The sequence below is a fragment of the Chitinophaga sp. genome (genome assembly GCF_039596155.1).
Classification (GTDB): domain Bacteria; phylum Bacteroidota; class Bacteroidia; order Chitinophagales; family Chitinophagaceae; genus Chitinophaga.
The window spans coordinates 1-16,215 of record NZ_JBCNKF010000061.1 but is presented as its reverse complement, the minus strand read 5'-3'; the positions used below and the strand labels follow the sequence as shown (position 1 = coordinate 16,215).

The 16,215-nt window shown below is 43.1% G+C and carries 19 protein-coding genes; 11 read left to right on the top strand and 8 right to left on the bottom strand.

Annotation, left to right across the window (positions count from 1 at the left end; genetic code table 11):
• From ABDW33_RS31230 to ABDW33_RS31200, 7 genes are all read right to left on the bottom strand, one after another.
• Positions 1-2,726, bottom strand: a 2,726-nt coding sequence (locus ABDW33_RS31230; protein WP_343694013.1) for a hypothetical protein, incomplete at its 3' end; no start/stop codon positions are given.
• A gap of 593 nt (positions 2,727-3,319) precedes the next feature.
• On the bottom strand, positions 3,320-3,586 hold the full coding sequence (locus tag ABDW33_RS31225) for a hypothetical protein (protein WP_343694012.1): 267 nt from the start codon (positions 3,584-3,586) through the stop codon (positions 3,320-3,322).
• Positions 3,587-3,802: 216 nt separating this feature from the next.
• The gene (locus ABDW33_RS31220; RefSeq protein ID WP_343694011.1) at positions 3,803-3,964 is read right to left on the bottom strand and encodes a hypothetical protein; all 162 of its coding nucleotides are present in this window, start codon (positions 3,962-3,964) and stop codon (positions 3,803-3,805) included.
• A gap of 171 nt (positions 3,965-4,135) precedes the next feature.
• The gene (locus ABDW33_RS31215; protein ID WP_343694010.1) at positions 4,136-4,297 is read right to left on the bottom strand and encodes a hypothetical protein; all 162 of its coding nucleotides are present in this window, start codon (positions 4,295-4,297) and stop codon (positions 4,136-4,138) included.
• Positions 4,298-4,468: 171 nt separating this feature from the next.
• On the bottom strand, positions 4,469-4,630 hold the full coding sequence (locus ABDW33_RS31210) for a hypothetical protein (RefSeq protein WP_343694009.1): 162 nt from the start codon (positions 4,628-4,630) through the stop codon (positions 4,469-4,471).
• 171 nt (positions 4,631-4,801) lie between these two features.
• Positions 4,802-4,963, bottom strand: coding sequence for a hypothetical protein (locus ABDW33_RS31205; RefSeq protein ID WP_343694008.1), 162 nt, complete (start codon positions 4,961-4,963; stop codon positions 4,802-4,804).
• Between the two features lie 2 nt (positions 4,964-4,965).
• Positions 4,966-5,418, bottom strand: coding sequence for a PIN domain-containing protein (locus ABDW33_RS31200; protein ID WP_343694007.1), 453 nt, complete (start codon positions 5,416-5,418; stop codon positions 4,966-4,968).
• Between the two features lie 438 nt (positions 5,419-5,856).
• Between ABDW33_RS31200 and ABDW33_RS31195 the strand changes: the two genes are divergently transcribed.
• A complete protein-coding gene (locus ABDW33_RS31195) occupies positions 5,857-6,396 on the top strand; it encodes a hypothetical protein (RefSeq protein ID WP_343694006.1) in 540 nt (179 codons plus the stop codon).
• Positions 6,397-6,409: 13 nt separating this feature from the next.
• Here the strand turns inward: ABDW33_RS31195 and ABDW33_RS31190 are convergent, their stop codons facing one another.
• Positions 6,410-7,030, bottom strand: a complete 621-nt coding sequence (locus tag ABDW33_RS31190) for a hypothetical protein (RefSeq protein ID WP_343694005.1) — start codon at positions 7,028-7,030, stop codon at positions 6,410-6,412.
• Positions 7,031-7,150: 120 nt separating this feature from the next.
• Between ABDW33_RS31190 and ABDW33_RS31185 the strand changes: the two genes are divergently transcribed.
• The 10 genes from ABDW33_RS31185 to ABDW33_RS31140 all read left to right on the top strand — a co-directional run bounded on the left by ABDW33_RS31185 (position 7,151) and on the right by ABDW33_RS31140 (position 14,849).
• Entirely contained in the window at positions 7,151-7,471 is a 321-nt protein-coding gene (locus ABDW33_RS31185; RefSeq protein WP_343694004.1) for a LytTR family DNA-binding domain-containing protein, read from the top strand.
• Positions 7,472-7,688: 217 nt separating this feature from the next.
• The gene (locus ABDW33_RS31180; protein ID WP_343694003.1) at positions 7,689-8,261 is read left to right on the top strand and encodes a hypothetical protein; all 573 of its coding nucleotides are present in this window, start codon (positions 7,689-7,691) and stop codon (positions 8,259-8,261) included.
• 185 nt (positions 8,262-8,446) lie between these two features.
• Entirely contained in the window at positions 8,447-9,244 is a 798-nt protein-coding gene (locus ABDW33_RS31175; protein WP_343694002.1) for a hypothetical protein, read from the top strand.
• Between the two features lie 161 nt (positions 9,245-9,405).
• Positions 9,406-10,287, top strand: coding sequence for a hypothetical protein (locus tag ABDW33_RS31170; protein WP_343694001.1), 882 nt, complete (start codon positions 9,406-9,408; stop codon positions 10,285-10,287).
• Entirely contained in the window at positions 10,256-10,891 is a 636-nt protein-coding gene (locus tag ABDW33_RS31165; protein WP_343694000.1) for an AAA family ATPase, read from the top strand. Before ABDW33_RS31170 ends, ABDW33_RS31165 begins: the two co-directional genes overlap by 32 nt.
• Positions 10,866-11,273, top strand: a complete 408-nt coding sequence (locus ABDW33_RS31160) for a hypothetical protein (RefSeq protein WP_343693999.1) — start codon at positions 10,866-10,868, stop codon at positions 11,271-11,273. Before ABDW33_RS31165 ends, ABDW33_RS31160 begins: the two co-directional genes overlap by 26 nt.
• 876 nt (positions 11,274-12,149) lie before the next feature.
• Positions 12,150-12,419, top strand: coding sequence for a hypothetical protein (locus ABDW33_RS31155; RefSeq protein ID WP_343693998.1), 270 nt, complete (start codon positions 12,150-12,152; stop codon positions 12,417-12,419).
• Between the two features lie 660 nt (positions 12,420-13,079).
• Positions 13,080-13,643: a tail fiber protein gene (locus ABDW33_RS31150; protein WP_343693997.1), complete on the top strand. Its 564-nt coding sequence runs from the start codon at positions 13,080-13,082 to the stop codon at positions 13,641-13,643.
• A 40-nt stretch (positions 13,644-13,683) separates the two neighbouring features.
• Positions 13,684-14,238: a tail fiber protein gene (locus tag ABDW33_RS31145; protein WP_343693996.1), complete on the top strand. Its 555-nt coding sequence runs from the start codon at positions 13,684-13,686 to the stop codon at positions 14,236-14,238.
• Positions 14,239-14,267: 29 nt separating this feature from the next.
• The gene (locus ABDW33_RS31140; RefSeq protein WP_343693995.1) at positions 14,268-14,849 is read left to right on the top strand and encodes a tail fiber protein; all 582 of its coding nucleotides are present in this window, start codon (positions 14,268-14,270) and stop codon (positions 14,847-14,849) included.
• The last annotated feature ends 1,366 nt before the right edge of the window (positions 14,850-16,215 follow it).

Here is a 16,215-nt window from a genome sequence, read left to right as displayed (position 1 = left end):
GGTGTGCCGACAGTAACGCTTGTTGGTGCAGTACCCGGAGACTCTACATTTACCTTGATCGTAGTGGAGTTGGTACAACCACCATTCGCACTTCTGAAATTGACAGTAAATGTATATACTCCATTTGCTACACCTGTTGGAATAGGTACAGTGATAGGCCAGTAAGAGATCTGTGTTTCAGGTACGGCAGTGAAACCAGGCATCGTACCTGTTACACTATAATAAGTAGGCGTACCTGTCGTGGCAACTGTATCCATCTCGAAATACCCCAGTGTGTTACAAACGGTATCCGGTTTCAGGGTCATGGTTGGCGGAGGCATATAATGCAAAACAACAGTATCACTATTGTTACCACAGTTTAATGCATTCTTAATCGTCCATGCCAGCTGTACATCCTGATAAGTACCGCTCGTGACTCTTACAGTAGTATTATAGGCGTGGATATCGTCGACGGTTACACCGGTAGGCGTACCAATAACAGACCATGTACCTGTTTCAGCGAAATCACCTGTCAGGGAAACGTCTGGTTCGTTTGCCTGCATGGTGAATACGTTGTTGGTAGCACACAGCGTGGTATCCGGACCAGCATAAGCCCTGGTAGCACCTGTGATCAGTGTGAGGGTATCGTAAGCGAAGCCCACACAATCAGAGTTACCGGTAGCGGTCACCGTCCACTGCAGGTATACAGTCAATCCCGGGTTGTTCAGGGTAATCACTGAAGTGGGGCTGTTCCTGCTGGTGGTGAAAGTAACATAGTTACTGAAGTCGATCGTTGAACTGGTGTCACCTGCCAGGCCAGGGCCGGTGATACCGGTGACGGTCCAGGTACCTCTTGTTCCGGGTATAGCGGAACGGGTCATGGTGAAAGAGTTGTTATCAGGCGTACCATCTTCCACACAATGTGTGACGTGCTTACCAGCAGGGGGTGCCGGCACCTGTGTCAGTTTTATTTTAAAAGGTGCTGAAGTAACGGTACACGTACCATTTACGACGACGACAAAGAATGACGTATCTGCCATTGTCTGAGTCGTGTAGTTCAGCATCGCAGTCATGTTGTCGTAATCGGTCATCTGCTGACCTGTAGCCACACTGGTACCCCTGTACCAGGTAATACTCTTGGTAGGATCACCAGCGGGATCAAGTGCATCAGCCACACTCAGGGTAACCCTGCTACCCAGACACAAGGATGTGTCAGAAGCAGCGATCTGCACAATTGGTTTATCATCCTTCTTAATAGTCGCACTATTAGAGTCCACACAGGTCTTGCCTCCATCGATACCATAGGTTACATAACCATATACTTTGATGGTGGTATCACTGAGCACGGTTACGTGCCGGTCGGGCCCGACATAACTTGTATCACTCCATTTGAAGAAATCATAACCACCGGAGGCCTGTAATTCCACCGTGCCACCCACACAGATTTGCGATTTTGTAAGATTCAATACCGGCATCGGCAGGATGGTAATCTTGACCGATGGGGAAGGGGCGGCACAGGTGGCCGCAGAACTTCCGTTTTCAAATATCCTTACACGGAACAGGTAATCAGCCGCAACGTCTTTCGTACCTTTCAGTTCACCCTGGTGAATGACCAGGGTATCTTTGTTGGCAGTACCAAAAGGAACATTGAACCAGGACACGCCACCGTCATCAGACATTTCCCATTGATAAGCAGGGTTGGTAAAATAGTTGGTGGGTGTATATGAAGAAACGAGGGTCGTAGGAACGCCCTCGCACAATACCTCTTTCAGGCTGCTGGCAGCCCCCAGGATAGACGAATTAATAATAGGGCTACAATAAGAAAGTTGAATATCATCCACGGCAATATCGTTACCACAACCACCGGGGAAATTATTGACGATTTGAACAATTACGCTGCTCACGCCGGAAGGTACGGTGAAGGAACCACCGAATCTTTCCCAGGTTGGTTTCGCCAGGTTGGGGGAAACAGCATACGTTTTGAAGCTGGCTAATACCTGGCTGGTATTGGCAGCATTCAGGATCTGGAAAGTCACACCTGCATATATAAATCCCGATGCACAGTCCTTCGTCATTACATAAGAGCTGTCTGTATTAATGAACCAGGCACTAAAGTTATATACAGAACCACGGCACAGACCATCTACCTGTTTTTGGAAGAATATAGACTTCGTATAACTAGAGTTAGCCACCAGCATAGCTCCACGGCTATTACCGGTATGATCGCCGGTAGTGACGAAGTTATTTCTCAGGTGAGTAGTATTAGAAATCGCATAATAATTATCTGCCAATTCATTAGTAGGCTGAAATGTATAGGTGATAGCAGAACTGGGTGAATATGCCATACGGGTAGTGTTGGCAGGCATACTTCCAAAGTTCTCTGTAAAACCAGGCATTTCAGCGTCACCACCACTACAAGTGGAGATGGTACAGTTCACTACAAAGATGCTTTGGGTTTTGGTGACAGTAGAGTAGACAGTTTTACCGCCACTGGTGGTCGCATAAGTCATCGCTACTTTAAAGGTATACTTACCGGGCACGAGGAACTGCAATGTCAGCAGGTTCGTTTGGTTTAGCAAGGTATCCTTGATGGAGGATGTTCTTTCAGAATACAGGATGTTATAATCTGCATTCGTACCATTGGGCGTAGTAATTGTCCAGTTGGCTTTAGAGGCATTACCACTTGCCAGCTGCACGTTCATACTGGTAAACTTAATCTGGTCCGCAGTGCTGCTATTAGTAGACATACAGACAGTATCCGGCATATTAAGATACCATGTTTGCCCCCGCGCTGTACCCAATAGAAGACACAAACAACTAAATATTAAAATAGTTGATCTTATCATTGTTCAAAGCAGTTGTGCTGTTATAGGAAGGAATTATTATGCTACGACAAGAAAGGCATGAGATCTGATTCCAAAAAGAATCTCATTTACTTCCTTGAGGGAAATAAGACATTTATCATATTTATTAATTGTAGGTCCTGGTTTAGATATAGTGGCAAATATAGATATATTTAATATTTAATTTAAGATTCATTTAACTTTTAACTCGTTTTTAATATTAAAAAATATTAATTCGATTTTATGGGCAATTAAAATATAATGTATAAATGACACTTATATAACTTGTTAGTGAGGTTAACGCCATCGAATATATGATAGTTATGCAATAAAATTTAACCTATAAAGCTCCTTTTACCAGGACAAAAGAGAACGACTGTTAAAATTCGGTATATAAAAAAGATTGTCGGTTTGTATTGCTTCGTTAAGAAGAAAAGAATGCTGACAGTATAGGTGGGAGAGAAGTGATTCGCTAACTGAAGGAAGTGTATTCTTAGTTAATATGCATATGGAAACCAAACACCCCTTGCCACAGGAGGTGTCATGTTGGGTATTACATGTCCCTGGTCTAACGTTCTTATATCGACATTTTCGATCATTCGCTTTATGACAGGAATTACCTGTTCTTTAAACACTTTATCTTTCAAAATGCTGATTGCATCTTCATAATTATAGGCGGTAATACCACAACCTATTAAGAGCCCGGATGGGAGGTTGTGGGCATCCACAAGGGGTATATCGAATTCAAACCAATATCTGGTCATATAGTATACTATTAATCTTGTTTTAGATCGGGACACAAACTTAGCGTAACCGAATCAAATCGTCATACAATTCATTTCTAAAAGGCCGCTCGCTGAGGAAGAAATAAGCGTTCATGTATTGAACTGATAATAGAAGTGTTAATAATAGCGATGATTCGACCTTGTGCAGATATGCGGACAAAAAGTGGTGGGATTTTCACCCACCTTTATCTTCCATCATCTAAATGGCCGTATACCCAGGCTTTTGTAATACTCTTCCCGAGCACCTTCAAGCATTTCCATAAATGCCGCCGGGTCTTTTTCCCATAATGCAGCCAGTTCATCCCGAACTTTTCTTACTTCTGCTACGCAATCGTAGTCTTTCTGTGGTTTTTCCATGATTATGCATTTAATTTCCCAAGGGCATTATGTACATGGTACAATGCCCTTATATTCAGTAATTGTATTAGTCGGTTTTATCTGTATATATCCTGTGTGAAAATCGATCTTACATAGTTCCGTGAGCACTATAAAAAGGTGAGTGGGATTTTCACCCACCTTTATCTTCGATCATCTGAATGGCTCTATACCCAGGCTTTTGTAATACCTTTCCCTTGCACCTTCAAGCCTTTCGATAAATGCCGCCGGGTCTTTTTCCCATAATGCAGCCAGTTCATCCCGAACTTTTCTTACTTCTGCTACGCAATCGTAGTCTTTCTGTGGTTTTTCCATGATTATGAATTTAATTTCCCAAAGGCATTATGTACATAGTACAATGCCCTTATATTCAGTAATTGTATTAATCGGTTTTATCTGCATATATCCTGTGTAAAAATCAATCTTACACAGTTCCGTGAGCACTATAAAAAGGTGAGTGGGATTTTCACCCACCTTTATCTTCGATCATCTAAATGGCTCTATACCCAGGCTTTTGTAATACCTTTCCCGTGCACCCTCAAGCCATTCCATAAATGCCGCCGGATCCTTTTCCCATAATGCAGCGAGTTCATCCCGGACTTTTCTTACTTCTGCTACACAATCGTAGTCTTTCTGTGGTTTTTCCATGATTATGAATTTAATTTCCCAGGGGCATTATGTACATAGTACAATGCCCTCGTATTTAGTAATTGTATTAATCGGTTTTATCTGCATATATCCTGTGTAAAAATCAATCTTACACAGTTCCGTGAGCACTATAAAAAAGTGAGTGGGATTTTCACCCACCTTTATCTTCGATCATCTGAATGGCTCTATACCCAGGCTTTTGTAATATCTTTCCCGTGCACCCTCAAGCCATTCCATAAATGCCGCCGGATCCTTTTCCCATAATGCATCCAGTTTATTCCGGACTTTTCTTACTTCTGCTACGCAATCGTAGTCTTTCTGTGGTTTTTCCATGACTATGAATTTATAATTTCCCGGGGAGTCATTATTTCAATGGTTCTATACCCCTCACCTTTATTAATTGCATTGAATATTTTTACTTTATCCGTATTAACCATGTGCTTAAAATTCCAGCTTGCAACTATATCAGCTCCCTGCATGGTAGCCGTGGCGATATGAACTGCGTCCGCGTAGTCACTTTTAGCCAGTGCACCACCTGCTATATATTTGTTAGCAAGTGTAATGGCCTTCAAAGAATTTTTAGTGTGTATTAAATGCTTAAAAGGAATTTTTAAAGGCTGCTCTCTGATCTCTTCCCTCGCGATTTCCAATTCTTCCATTACCAAATCAGAGATCATCATTTTACTTGTCCCCTTTTTGAATTCATCCAACAATTTATTGCTGTATTCTTTGAATTCATCGTCAAAACATCCTCCGAATACAGAGGTGTCTACGTATATCGTATCCATACTAAACTAGTTAAATTTATTAAATGGTTAACAATAAAAAAATACCTAAGAAGCTTCTGTTAGAAAGGTATTCACATGATTGTGGTCGACAATATTAATATAAGAATTATAAACGTTTCAGCAATACTTCCCATGTCATTTTGTTAAAAAAAACTTAGCATTTTTTTTCGCCTGGTTGTAAAAAAATAGTGCGTGTTTACGTGGTTGATTCATTGCTCCTATCATATCAATACAGAGATTTGTAAGATGATTCCACGATTTCTTCGCCTGTTGATTGATACTACCTGCTTACCAACACTACATAATAAGTACACCTCTATATCAAACCGATATTGAAGTGCGCTTTTTGTGACGTAGTAGTACTCATTTAGTATAAACGAAACACTAAATTCAAAAACAGAATACTATATTGTACCTGTTAACCTAAAATTGTTTGTTATGGCTCTTGTCAAGGACAATATACTACTCCAGCTTGTTCGGGGTACACTCGGAAATGAACTCACGATTTACGAACGCAATGGTCAGATCATCATGGCGAAGAAACGAGGCCCGTCAAAGAAGAAACCGACACAGAAACAACTGGAAGCAAGGTACAAGCTGCAAATCGCAGCGGCTTATGCAAAGGAGATAATCAAAGACCCGGAGCTGAAAGCATATTATAAGTCACTGGCAGGACCGGGACAGAATGCTTATAATATGGCCGTGAAGGATGCATATAATTCACCGGAGGTGCAGAATATCCAGCTGGAAGATACCACGGTTGTAGTGAGGGCAAAGAATGCATTCAGGGTAGCAGAAGTGGAGGTACATGTACTTGACACAACCGGTCATGTCCAGGAGAGGGGAAAGGCCAGCCCTGGCAGGAATGGTGTAGATTGGTATTATAAGGCAGTGAGTTGGCCGGTGGGTGGTAAAGTGATCGTGGTGGCGGTGGATTTGCCGGGGAATGAAACAGTAAGGGAAGTACGGATAGAATGACCAGCTATTACACCTACCTGGTCACAGTTATAATTCTTACTGCCTGGCAAATCACCGGCATATCGGTATTATTTGCATAAGCAATACCGATCGCAATCAATAAGGAACGATCGTTGGGTATTTCCAACGATACGGGCATCAGCGCCTGATCGTTTAGCGCTATCCAAGGTGTAATATCAGTATGTACACAAGTGTTGGTAAACGTATCAACAGACACCCCTACACCCAGCAACATTATTTTACAATAAGAACTGTCTGCCAAAGGGATGAAAACCGGCGCCGGTATTGTTACGCTTACCCGGTCCATTATACGTAGTATCATGTCTCCTTTTAAATAATCTGATACAAGTATATCCCTTTCAAATTCATACCCTTCAAATACCTGTAAGTGCTCCGGTAAAATTTGCCTTTCCCCCCGCTGATGGGAACTATCCCGATGTATCACCTGGTGCAATACGAACTTTGCCAGCCGGTGAAAACGGCCCCGGTCCGGTCGCATCCATGCAGCGCATTCCCTGATCATTTTAGCAGCGCGAATAGCCGTTATAAATTCCGGGTTGATTTTTCTTTTGGTAGTTTTTCGCAAACTGTTAGCACTATTCCCTGCGGAAAATAGCTTGCTTTTTAATGGCATAATTAAGTTGATTTTTTTGTTGCAGATAAGTCGTAGAATGGTTGATATCAGTAAATTTGTATTGCCTCCAATAGTTCATTCAAACAATATCAGCAAATATATCGCATAATTACATTGATCATGCATGAGGATCTTTTTATCCGCAAATCTAACGGGCTATTCATGAAGGTAGACACTCGTGTTATCCTGATGGCAGAAGCCAGCGGCGGATGTTCTAAAATTATCACCCATGAAGGTGTTTACCTCGTAAACAGCACGTTGACACAGCTCGAGGAAATATTGCCTTCCGCACATTTCTGCCGTGTCAACAGGTCGTGCATTGCCGGCATGGCTCATATCACCCGCTTTAGTGTGGAGACTGTTTTTATCGTGGATAGGGAAGTCCCGTTAGCGAAAGCCTACCGCGAGCATTTCTTTGAGAAGGTGAAAGTTGTTACCTGAGTTTATACCACAACACTACATTTTTCGTATGTCCACTTTAATAACCAACCTCCACTGATCGATTCACCAACCCTTATTTATCGATTCCCCAACAGATTTTCTTATTACACGTCAATCGCTTTCTTAGTATTGCATCATACAGGCTGTGCCCGGGATGAAGGAGAGGCACCTTTCATTCCACTGTTTGTGATTTGTTAACCAATTAAATTTAAAAACTATGGCTAAGTCAGCAGCAATGATCTGGAGGGCCGCCTCCGGTAGCGTAGGCAAGGAACTGACCATTACCACAAAGCGTTCCGGTTCCGTACAGATAGGCAAACACCGTAAGGCAAGTACGGTCGCACCAACAGAGAGCCAGCTGGATGTAAGGGAAAAATTCAAGTTAGGCGTGATCTACGCTAAAGCGGCTATGGATAACCCTGATCTGAAAGCCCAATACCAGGCAGCAGCGCTCAGGAGTAACAAGGACCAGTCAGCATACAACCTGGCTGTACGCGACGCAGCAATGGCGCCGGAGATCAGGAGTATTACAACCGCAGCGTATACCGGTGCGATCGGTAGTACCATCTCCGTTAAAGCCATCGACGACTTCAAGGTCGCTACGGTGACTGTGAAGATCACCAGTGCTGCCGGTGTAGTAATCGAGCAGGGTAATGCCATCCTTCAAAAGAATGGTCTCGACTGGCTGTATACAGCTACTGCGCAAAATGATGCTTTGCAGGGTAGTACCATTACAGTGAGTGCGACAGACCTGCCTGCGAATGAAACCGTGCAGGAAGTGGTATTGTGATTTTTAGTTGTTCATCTGGAGTTGCCTCCGGTTCCGGGGGCAACTTTTGCCATATTTCCGTTAGTGTCACTTATGGTACTATCCTTTACAGAAAAGGGTTTTGCGGGTGATCGTATCACTTGTGACACCTGTTCCCGCTGCAGGGATTTTTTGAAATCTTTGCATGTAGCAAAATTAACCCAGCAATGAACAACCTATCAAACCTTGAACAATTTGTGTTAGCCTCTACACGTGAGGAACTCAGAAGAGAACTGCTGACATTACGTAAAATCCTGCCGGATAGTAACCTGGAAAATATTATCCTGTCTCCTTTCATGCAGATCCTGGAATCGGATCGCACCAGTTTATACCGTCTTTATTACATGAAGGAATTGAGTAGCTGCCTGCAACAATTGAGCCCCGGATGTACTGCCGAACAGGTCGATCAGGTATTGGTCTATATGAATTTTAACAGCAGAAATTACGTCAGGTATAAACTGCAGCAGCTGTCGGATACCATTGGTGTGATTCCTTCCGTGCAGCAGCAGTTAACGAAAACAAAATGGCTGTTAAAAATGAATAAGCAGCAGCAGGAAAATATTGGATTTGTATTCAATCGCAACTATGCATCACTTAAAGTACAGATCAGTGAGTGGCTGACACTTGAAAGTGAATACCTGGAACATAAGGTGCGTGACCCGGAGAATATAGAACTGGCAGAGGATGTAGCCAAATGGCGGCATTTTAAAGTGAAGATGAAACTGTCCTTTAGCGAACTGGCTTTCCTGTTGCGTGTGATGATGGAACATGGTGTCATACTACATTCCAATAAAAGTGAGGTGGTCGATTTTTTTGCGAGGTATTTTTCTTCGGTTAACCAGCCCGTTATTTCTGCTGAAAGTTTGCGGAAGAAAATGTACGATAGTAGTACAGCAGGCGCAGAATCTGTCAGGAAGTTGTTTTATGAACTGTTTCAACGATGCAAAAGAATGATGGAGATGTAACCGTATACGGGAGTGTTTCAGGAAAAAAGTCAGCCTTAGTGCTGACTTTTTTCTTTCATAAGTAATTGAAATTTAGCTGATGACAACGGTGACTGTCACCCTTGTCACTGTTCTGGCGTGAATTATTGTTCTTCATTTGCATTGTCAACAAATCAAATGGTATGAAGATGAATTCAAAATTGTCGTCAGACGAAATACACCAGGTTAAGACAGCTGTGCTGGCGGAACAACAGGCACAGCGAAGCGTACCTGCAAACGACTTGCAAAATGGCACCAACTATGTCCTTCATCTCAATGCCTTCTTTGCGCACGCCAAAAGAGACCATCGATTGAAGGCAAATCATTTCAGCTTGTATGTGGCACTTTTTCATTGCTGGAATATCCATCATTTCGAGCAGCCGTTTAAAATCCACCGGGAACAGGTCATGCGGGTGTGTAAGATCCGCTCCGTCAATACTTACACACAATGCCTGAAATGGCTGCATATATGCGGTTATATCGATTATCAGCCATCAGGGGTACTGTATATGCCTGCTAAAGTGAGCATGCTGCTATTAGCCGGAAATGCATGCAGTCATCAGCATCCAGGTATTCATTTTAATACCATGGGTAATAAAAAAAATAATACCCGGGCGGCGAAAAAAAATGATACCCGTGCAGGTAATAAAATTAGTACCGGCAATGATATTAAAAATAATACCGTCACAGTATCAAATTTGATACACAATATTAATAACAAACAAATAAACTATGAAACAGAGAGTAAACAGGCACCCACACAGGAAAAATTTCATTCTAATCAAAAAAAAGCGCCAGGTATGGAAACCGTTGTCAATTGGTTTTCGGAAAGAGGCAAAACGGATCAGGAGGCTCGAAAGTTTTTTTATCATTACTCGGCCGTTAACTGGACGCTTGGCGGGCAAACGATAACGGACTGGCATGCGGCCGCCGCCAAATGGCTGGAGAATGAGAAAGCTGCCGGCAATTTCAAACCTGCAAAACTGCATACTGATGACAACAAAGATTACAGCAAGTCCTTATGACTATCACGACCTGCTGCAAAGGGTATCGAAGACGGGCAAGGATCTATTCGGGCGTGATTTTGTAATTGAAGATGTAGATAAGCCCGTCGTCACCCGCTTGCTGTGCTATTTTCTGAAAGACGAGGCCATTGCTGCCGCCGAGGGAATATCGCTACGAAAAGGAGTGCTGCTGATGGGACCTGTGGGATGTGGTAAAACAGCGCTGATGAAGATCATGAGCAATTATTGTTCCTCTGCAGAGCGCCCTGTATTTCGTGCATGCAATGAAGTGGTATTCGATTTTAATAACAAGGGGTATGAGAGTCTGAATCAGTATACGAAAAATTCTTTTTTCTCCTATTCTTCTGTACCGCGTGTTTATTGCTTTGATGATCTGGGAGCGGAGGCAATGGGGTATCACTTCGGTAGTAGTTCGAATGTGCTGACAGAGATCCTGTTGTCACGATACAACCATTTTGTATCCCGGGGTATGCTCACGCATCTGACTACCAGCATGACCAGTACGGAGTTGGAAGGGATTTACGGGAAAAGTATTTGTAGCCGTATACGTGAAATGTTTAATCAAATCAAATTTAATAATGCATCGAGGGATAAACGACAATGACAGGTACCCGGATTTTGTTCTATTGCTGGAAGAGGATCACTGTAACGGCAGAAGAATATTGGACATCTGCGGGCAGTTGTATACAGCGAATGGGTATGATCATTTCATTGATACAGCGATCGAGCTGGCGCGTCAATGGCAACGGCACCAGGTAACGTATGAACGGGTGGTACATTTGAGGAACTGGCTCCGGGAGAATGAAACGTACCAGGTGCCCTTGATTGGCGTGAAGAGTGTGCTGGGGTGTAAGGAGTTTGTAGATAGAGTGATTGCAGCGGATTACGTGGAATCGGGGGCGCGTAACAGGGAGTTTTTTATCAAAGACCTGCGGGAGAATGAACGATTGTTCTTTGAGGAAGAAGCGTTTGCGGACACGGATTAGAAGATATAAAGTGAATAAGAATGGTGAACAGGGATTGCTTAGGATAAGGGCCGGGTAGTCTTGCCTGGCCTGTATGTAAAACGTTTTTGAAGCAGAGATTGAGATTGGCTTGAAAAATTGTAGAGGCGCGGGAATGCGGGATAATTTATTGGTTAGTAGTAGGGTTTTTATCAGAATGGCTGGGTAGTCTTGCCTGGCCTGTATGTAAAATGTTTTTGAAGCAGAGATTGAGATTGGTTTGAAAAAGGGTAGAGGCGCGGGAATGCGGTATAATTTATTGGGTAGTAGTAGGGGTTTTTATCAGGATGGCTGGGTAGTCTTGCCTGGCCTGTATATAAAATATCTTTTAGGACGATGTTCATACTTACTTAGGAAAACGGTAGGTGCATCAACCTCTAAATAATTGATGGTTTGTTTTTTAACATTTATAAAAAGGCTGGACAGTTGCCGGCCTGCATATGAAATTTTTTGGGGTTAGTTAATAAATGTGCTTGAGAAAAAAGGCTGGGTAATCCTGCCCGGCCTGTTTGTGAAATTTTAATGGTTAATTGATGGGAATATAATACACAAGGGCCTGGTAGTCTTGCCGGGCCCGTACTACATCCTTCAAAATGCCAATGTACCTCCCATCGCAGTATATTATTGTTAATTTGCGGATGGTTTAACCCTTTAAATTTGCCTATGTACAACCCACTAGTCATTCGACACTTCGTGACGACCGATTGCATTTGCATCCGTGGCCGCGTGTTTCGATGATCTGACAAGATGCAATTTGTCGTTTTGGCGTGTAACCCAGTTAGTAACGATCTCATTGTATCTTTCATGAACAATCACTTAAATCTGTTTATACAACTTCCTGTCTTTTGGAAAATCAAAATGGCAGACAAAAACATCAAGTCTCATCACGTCGTGCTCTATCTTAATTTGCTACTGAGATGGCAGGCACAGGAAGGTAACCCGGTTCTCCATATCAAATCAACCCACATGATGGTAGAATCTAATCTTGGATCAAGGAGAACGTATTTCCGTTATATGAGAGAGCTTCATGAATGGGGCTATATCAGCGATTACAGGAAATGGAATAACGGCGCTATAGTAGAGATGAAATTCCTACAGGACCCTGCAGATGGACAGATTGTATCCTAACCCCGTACAAAGAGCCCGTGGCAGGATAGAGCAGATGTTGCTATTGTATGAATAATGAATAAGTACAAGGTTGCTGAACGGTGTGGTGCCGGGAGGCAACCTTTTTTATTGCAGGTATACCGTTTCGTCGTTGAATATAAATAATTGCTATGCCTGGTATAACGAAAAAATAACCGCGACAATGTTATCCTACATCTAAAAAATCAGTCATTAAAAGTGCATTCTTGTTTTGATTTTTAATCTCGTAGTTTTGAGTTAGCAAATTGCACGTTGATCTTTATTGAAAAACGATGTTGCAGGTTGAAATAAAATATAGTTGTTTGAACCCTTTCGTAAACGAGCCTGTCAATAAACAGGCAATTTCTGGATAATCCCATTCATATGTAAGTGTATCCTATTGATCATCATGAATGTTTAATTGTTAGTCCCATGAAAGTATATTCCCGTTCGCTGATTCATAATAACTACAGGTCTTATTGCTGCTGAGCCAATCATTGGCTGGTAATTGCAGGTTGTTTTATAACAACATGTTATGCCTCCTGTTATTCAAATGCACCCCGGATAGAAAGTTTTTAACCGTTCCTGATTCCAGCAAGTGGAATAGCGGTTGAATTTAGCTTCATACATACATTTTATTGTTCACAAAAAAAATTATCAATTATGGATGCTTACATCGGCGAAATCAGACCTTTCGCCATTAGTTTCACGCCCTACGGCTGGCTACCCTGCGATGGCAGCAGCTACTCAATCCAGTCTGAACAGGCATTATATGCCGTGATAGGTACACGCTTCGGTAGTACTTCCGCACAGACATTCAAAGTGCCCGATCTGCGCGGCATTACATTGTTAGGTGTAGATCCGTCCACACCGGGGTATACCGTGCCAGGTGCTGCCGGTGGTGTAGACACCGTGCCGATCACGAATACTACGATGGCGACACATAATCACCAGTTGCAGGCAGTAACGCGCACTGGTGCAGGACAAACAGCCAATGCGGCGTCCCAGCCCGGCCCCAACGTCTATCTCACCAACGCTTACTCACTTGGTGCCAACAAAGGCGTTATTGCCTATTCAAACGTCGCAGACCTGACAGTCGCGATGGCGCAGGCGACCATTAGCCTTAACCGCCAGACGACAGCCGTGACACCGCATTCCAATGTGTCTCCCTATCTGACACTCAACTATTGCATTTGCACATATGGCTATTTCCCAATCAGGGGGTAATTAAAGATCCTTTGTTTTAACCTTATTTAAAGATTCTATTATGGATAACTATATTGGCGAAATCCGCATATTCCCACACGCCACGATTCCCTCAGGCTGGCTTCCCTGCAACGGACAGGAGTTAGATTTTCATACTTACCTGCCACTGGCTGTTTTACTGGGAAAGATCTATGGCGGTGATGGGTCCACCACTTTCGCGTTACCTAATTTAAACGGTCGCACGATCGTTAGCTACGGGATGAGTGCAAGGGGACACAACTTCCCGATCGGACAAGCTGGCGGTACCGAAACCGTTGCCCTCACCGACGAAACAATGATCCCTGCACACCTGCATATATTGTATGGCAGCAATGTGTATAATGTGGGCGGCGCGAACAACAATTACCTGGGCAATCCCAATGTACCTGCGAGCAGTACACAGCCTGGCAAGAATAGTGCACCGGCCAATCTCTATGCACCTCCAGGCGCTTCAACTGTCAACTTCCCCGCTGTGATTAACAGTACCGGTACTGCTACACCACATGAAAACAGGATGCCTTACCTCGTTATGAATTATTGTATTGCGTATAAAGGCATCTTTCCTACGCGAGATTAACCCCCTTCTTTAATCTTAAAACTGGTTATATGGATTATTATATCGGAGAAATCCGTGCCTTTGCCGGCAATTATGCGCCGGAAGACTGGGCAATATGTGATGGTTCGGCTTTGCCCATCAACGGAAATGAAGCATTGTATTCCCTGCTGGGAAATCTCTATGGTGGCACTGCCGGTCAGACTTTCAATCTACCCGACCTGCGTGTAAAATTACCTGTCGGCGCAGGAACAATCAGCCCTGCAGGAGGTTCAGACACTTATGTACTGGGCGGTACAGGAGGCGCGACCCAGGTGACCCTCACACCAGCTAACCTGCCGCCACATACACATACCCTGCAAGGTATCAATACACCTGCCACCAGCAGCTCGCCTACCGGCAATATGCTGGCTGCATCTAACGGAAATAACAGCACGGTAACACCCGCATATCCGGATGTTAACCTATATACCCCGCTGCCAGTAGCAGCAGGAGGTACCACTACACCAAATGCCACGCTGGGGGCCGCTGCTATTGGCAATACCGGTCTTGGACAGGGGCACCAGAACATGATGCCGTACGTTTGTGTCAACTTTATGATTGCCATCAGGGGTGTGTATCCTCAGCAGTCCTGACTCAACGTATACGCATAGCTAACATTTCTGATATCACACGGTCCTGCATGGTCTGCCCACGTTTGATGTGCATCCCTGGTCGCTTCAGGCTTTCCCGGGAACCAGTTCACCGGCAATTGAAAAAAGGTTGCCTTACCGGGAATGATCATGGCGTGAAAGGAGGGATGCTGTTTATGGAAAGAGTTGTTGAAGAGATGGAAAATAGAAAGAGAGGTTGCAAAGTGCAGCCTCTCTTTCTATTTGTAGGCGGCTTATCTTCCTTTCAGCAATAATGGCAAACACAATACAGCTGTTCGGAATGCAGTTCTGACTTGTAAATTGTAGTGGAGCTGTCGGTGTATTTATAGAGGAGTATAATGGACGTTGAACCGAATTTAAAAGATTGTCAGTGAAAGAACTTTTTTGTTTTAATTTTATTTACGTAATTTAGAATCAATGTATTTCACGTTTGATTCTTAACAAAAACAAAAAGCTACATTCCTATAAAAGACATGATCATTTTTAACTTTTCGTAAACAAGCCTGGCACTGTCCAGGAAAGTTCTTGAATTGCCCCGTTAGGATATAAACCTATCCCGTTGTCCATTATGAATGTTTAATAGTTGGTCCCATGAGATTAAATTCCCGTTCGCCGATTTATTATTAATCACAGGTTTTATATCTACTGAGCTGATAGCTGGTTGTTGGTGTCATGTTGTATTAGCAGCAACATGTCGTCATCGCTATCTTCAAATATATCTACTGAGCTGATAGCTGGTTGTTAGTGTCATGTTGCATTAGCAGCAACATGTCGTTATCGCTATCTTCAATATATCTACTGAGCTGATAGCTGGTTGTTAGTGTCATGTTGCATTAGCAGCAACATGTTGTTATCGCTATCTTCAAATATATCTACTGAGCTGATAGCTGGTTGTTAGTAGCATGTTGTGTGGGGCAGCAACGTGTTGTTATTACTGTCTTTCAGATATAATTACTGAACTGAGCGTTGGGTGTTAGTAGCATGTTCTGTGGGGTAGCAACGTGTTGTTATTACTGTCTTTCGGATATAATTACTGAACTGAGCGCTGGTTGTTAGTAGCATTTTGTGCGGGCAGCAACGTGTTGTTATTACTGTCTTTCATATATAATTACTAAGCTGAACTTTGGGTGTTAGTAGCATTTTGTGCGGGCATCAACATGCTGTTATTAGTGTCTTTCAGATATAATTACTAAGCTGATTGGTGGTTGTTAGTAGCATTTTGTGCGGGCATCAACATGCTGTTATTACTGTCTTTCAGATATAATTACTAAGCTGATTGGTGGTTGTTAGTAGCATTTTGTGCGGGCATCAACATGCTGTTATTACTGTCTTTCAGATATAATTACTA

Coding starts and splice junctions, on each gene's coding strand:
- ABDW33_RS31225 (WP_343694012.1), bottom strand. CDS start 3,586: ATGACCAGATATTGGTTTGAATTCGATATACCCCTTGTGGATGCCCAC.
- ABDW33_RS31220 (WP_343694011.1), bottom strand. CDS start 3,964: ATGGAAAAACCACAGAAAGACTACGATTGCGTAGCAGAAGTAAGAAAA.
- ABDW33_RS31215 (WP_343694010.1), bottom strand. CDS start 4,297: ATGGAAAAACCACAGAAAGACTACGATTGCGTAGCAGAAGTAAGAAAA.
- ABDW33_RS31210 (WP_343694009.1), bottom strand. CDS start 4,630: ATGGAAAAACCACAGAAAGACTACGATTGTGTAGCAGAAGTAAGAAAA.
- ABDW33_RS31205 (WP_343694008.1), bottom strand. CDS start 4,963: ATGGAAAAACCACAGAAAGACTACGATTGCGTAGCAGAAGTAAGAAAA.
- ABDW33_RS31200 (WP_343694007.1), bottom strand. CDS start 5,418: ATGGATACGATATACGTAGACACCTCTGTATTCGGAGGATGTTTTGAC.
- ABDW33_RS31195 (WP_343694006.1), top strand. CDS start 5,857: ATGGCTCTTGTCAAGGACAATATACTACTCCAGCTTGTTCGGGGTACA.
- ABDW33_RS31190 (WP_343694005.1), bottom strand. CDS start 7,030: ATGCCATTAAAAAGCAAGCTATTTTCCGCAGGGAATAGTGCTAACAGT.
- ABDW33_RS31185 (WP_343694004.1), top strand. CDS start 7,151: ATGCATGAGGATCTTTTTATCCGCAAATCTAACGGGCTATTCATGAAG.
- ABDW33_RS31180 (WP_343694003.1), top strand. CDS start 7,689: ATGGCTAAGTCAGCAGCAATGATCTGGAGGGCCGCCTCCGGTAGCGTA.
- ABDW33_RS31175 (WP_343694002.1), top strand. CDS start 8,447: ATGAACAACCTATCAAACCTTGAACAATTTGTGTTAGCCTCTACACGT.
- ABDW33_RS31170 (WP_343694001.1), top strand. CDS start 9,406: ATGAAGATGAATTCAAAATTGTCGTCAGACGAAATACACCAGGTTAAG.
- ABDW33_RS31165 (WP_343694000.1), top strand. CDS start 10,256: ATGACAACAAAGATTACAGCAAGTCCTTATGACTATCACGACCTGCTG.
- ABDW33_RS31160 (WP_343693999.1), top strand. CDS start 10,866: ATGCATCGAGGGATAAACGACAATGACAGGTACCCGGATTTTGTTCTA.
- ABDW33_RS31155 (WP_343693998.1), top strand. CDS start 12,150: ATGGCAGACAAAAACATCAAGTCTCATCACGTCGTGCTCTATCTTAAT.
- ABDW33_RS31150 (WP_343693997.1), top strand. CDS start 13,080: ATGGATGCTTACATCGGCGAAATCAGACCTTTCGCCATTAGTTTCACG.
- ABDW33_RS31145 (WP_343693996.1), top strand. CDS start 13,684: ATGGATAACTATATTGGCGAAATCCGCATATTCCCACACGCCACGATT.
- ABDW33_RS31140 (WP_343693995.1), top strand. CDS start 14,268: ATGGATTATTATATCGGAGAAATCCGTGCCTTTGCCGGCAATTATGCG.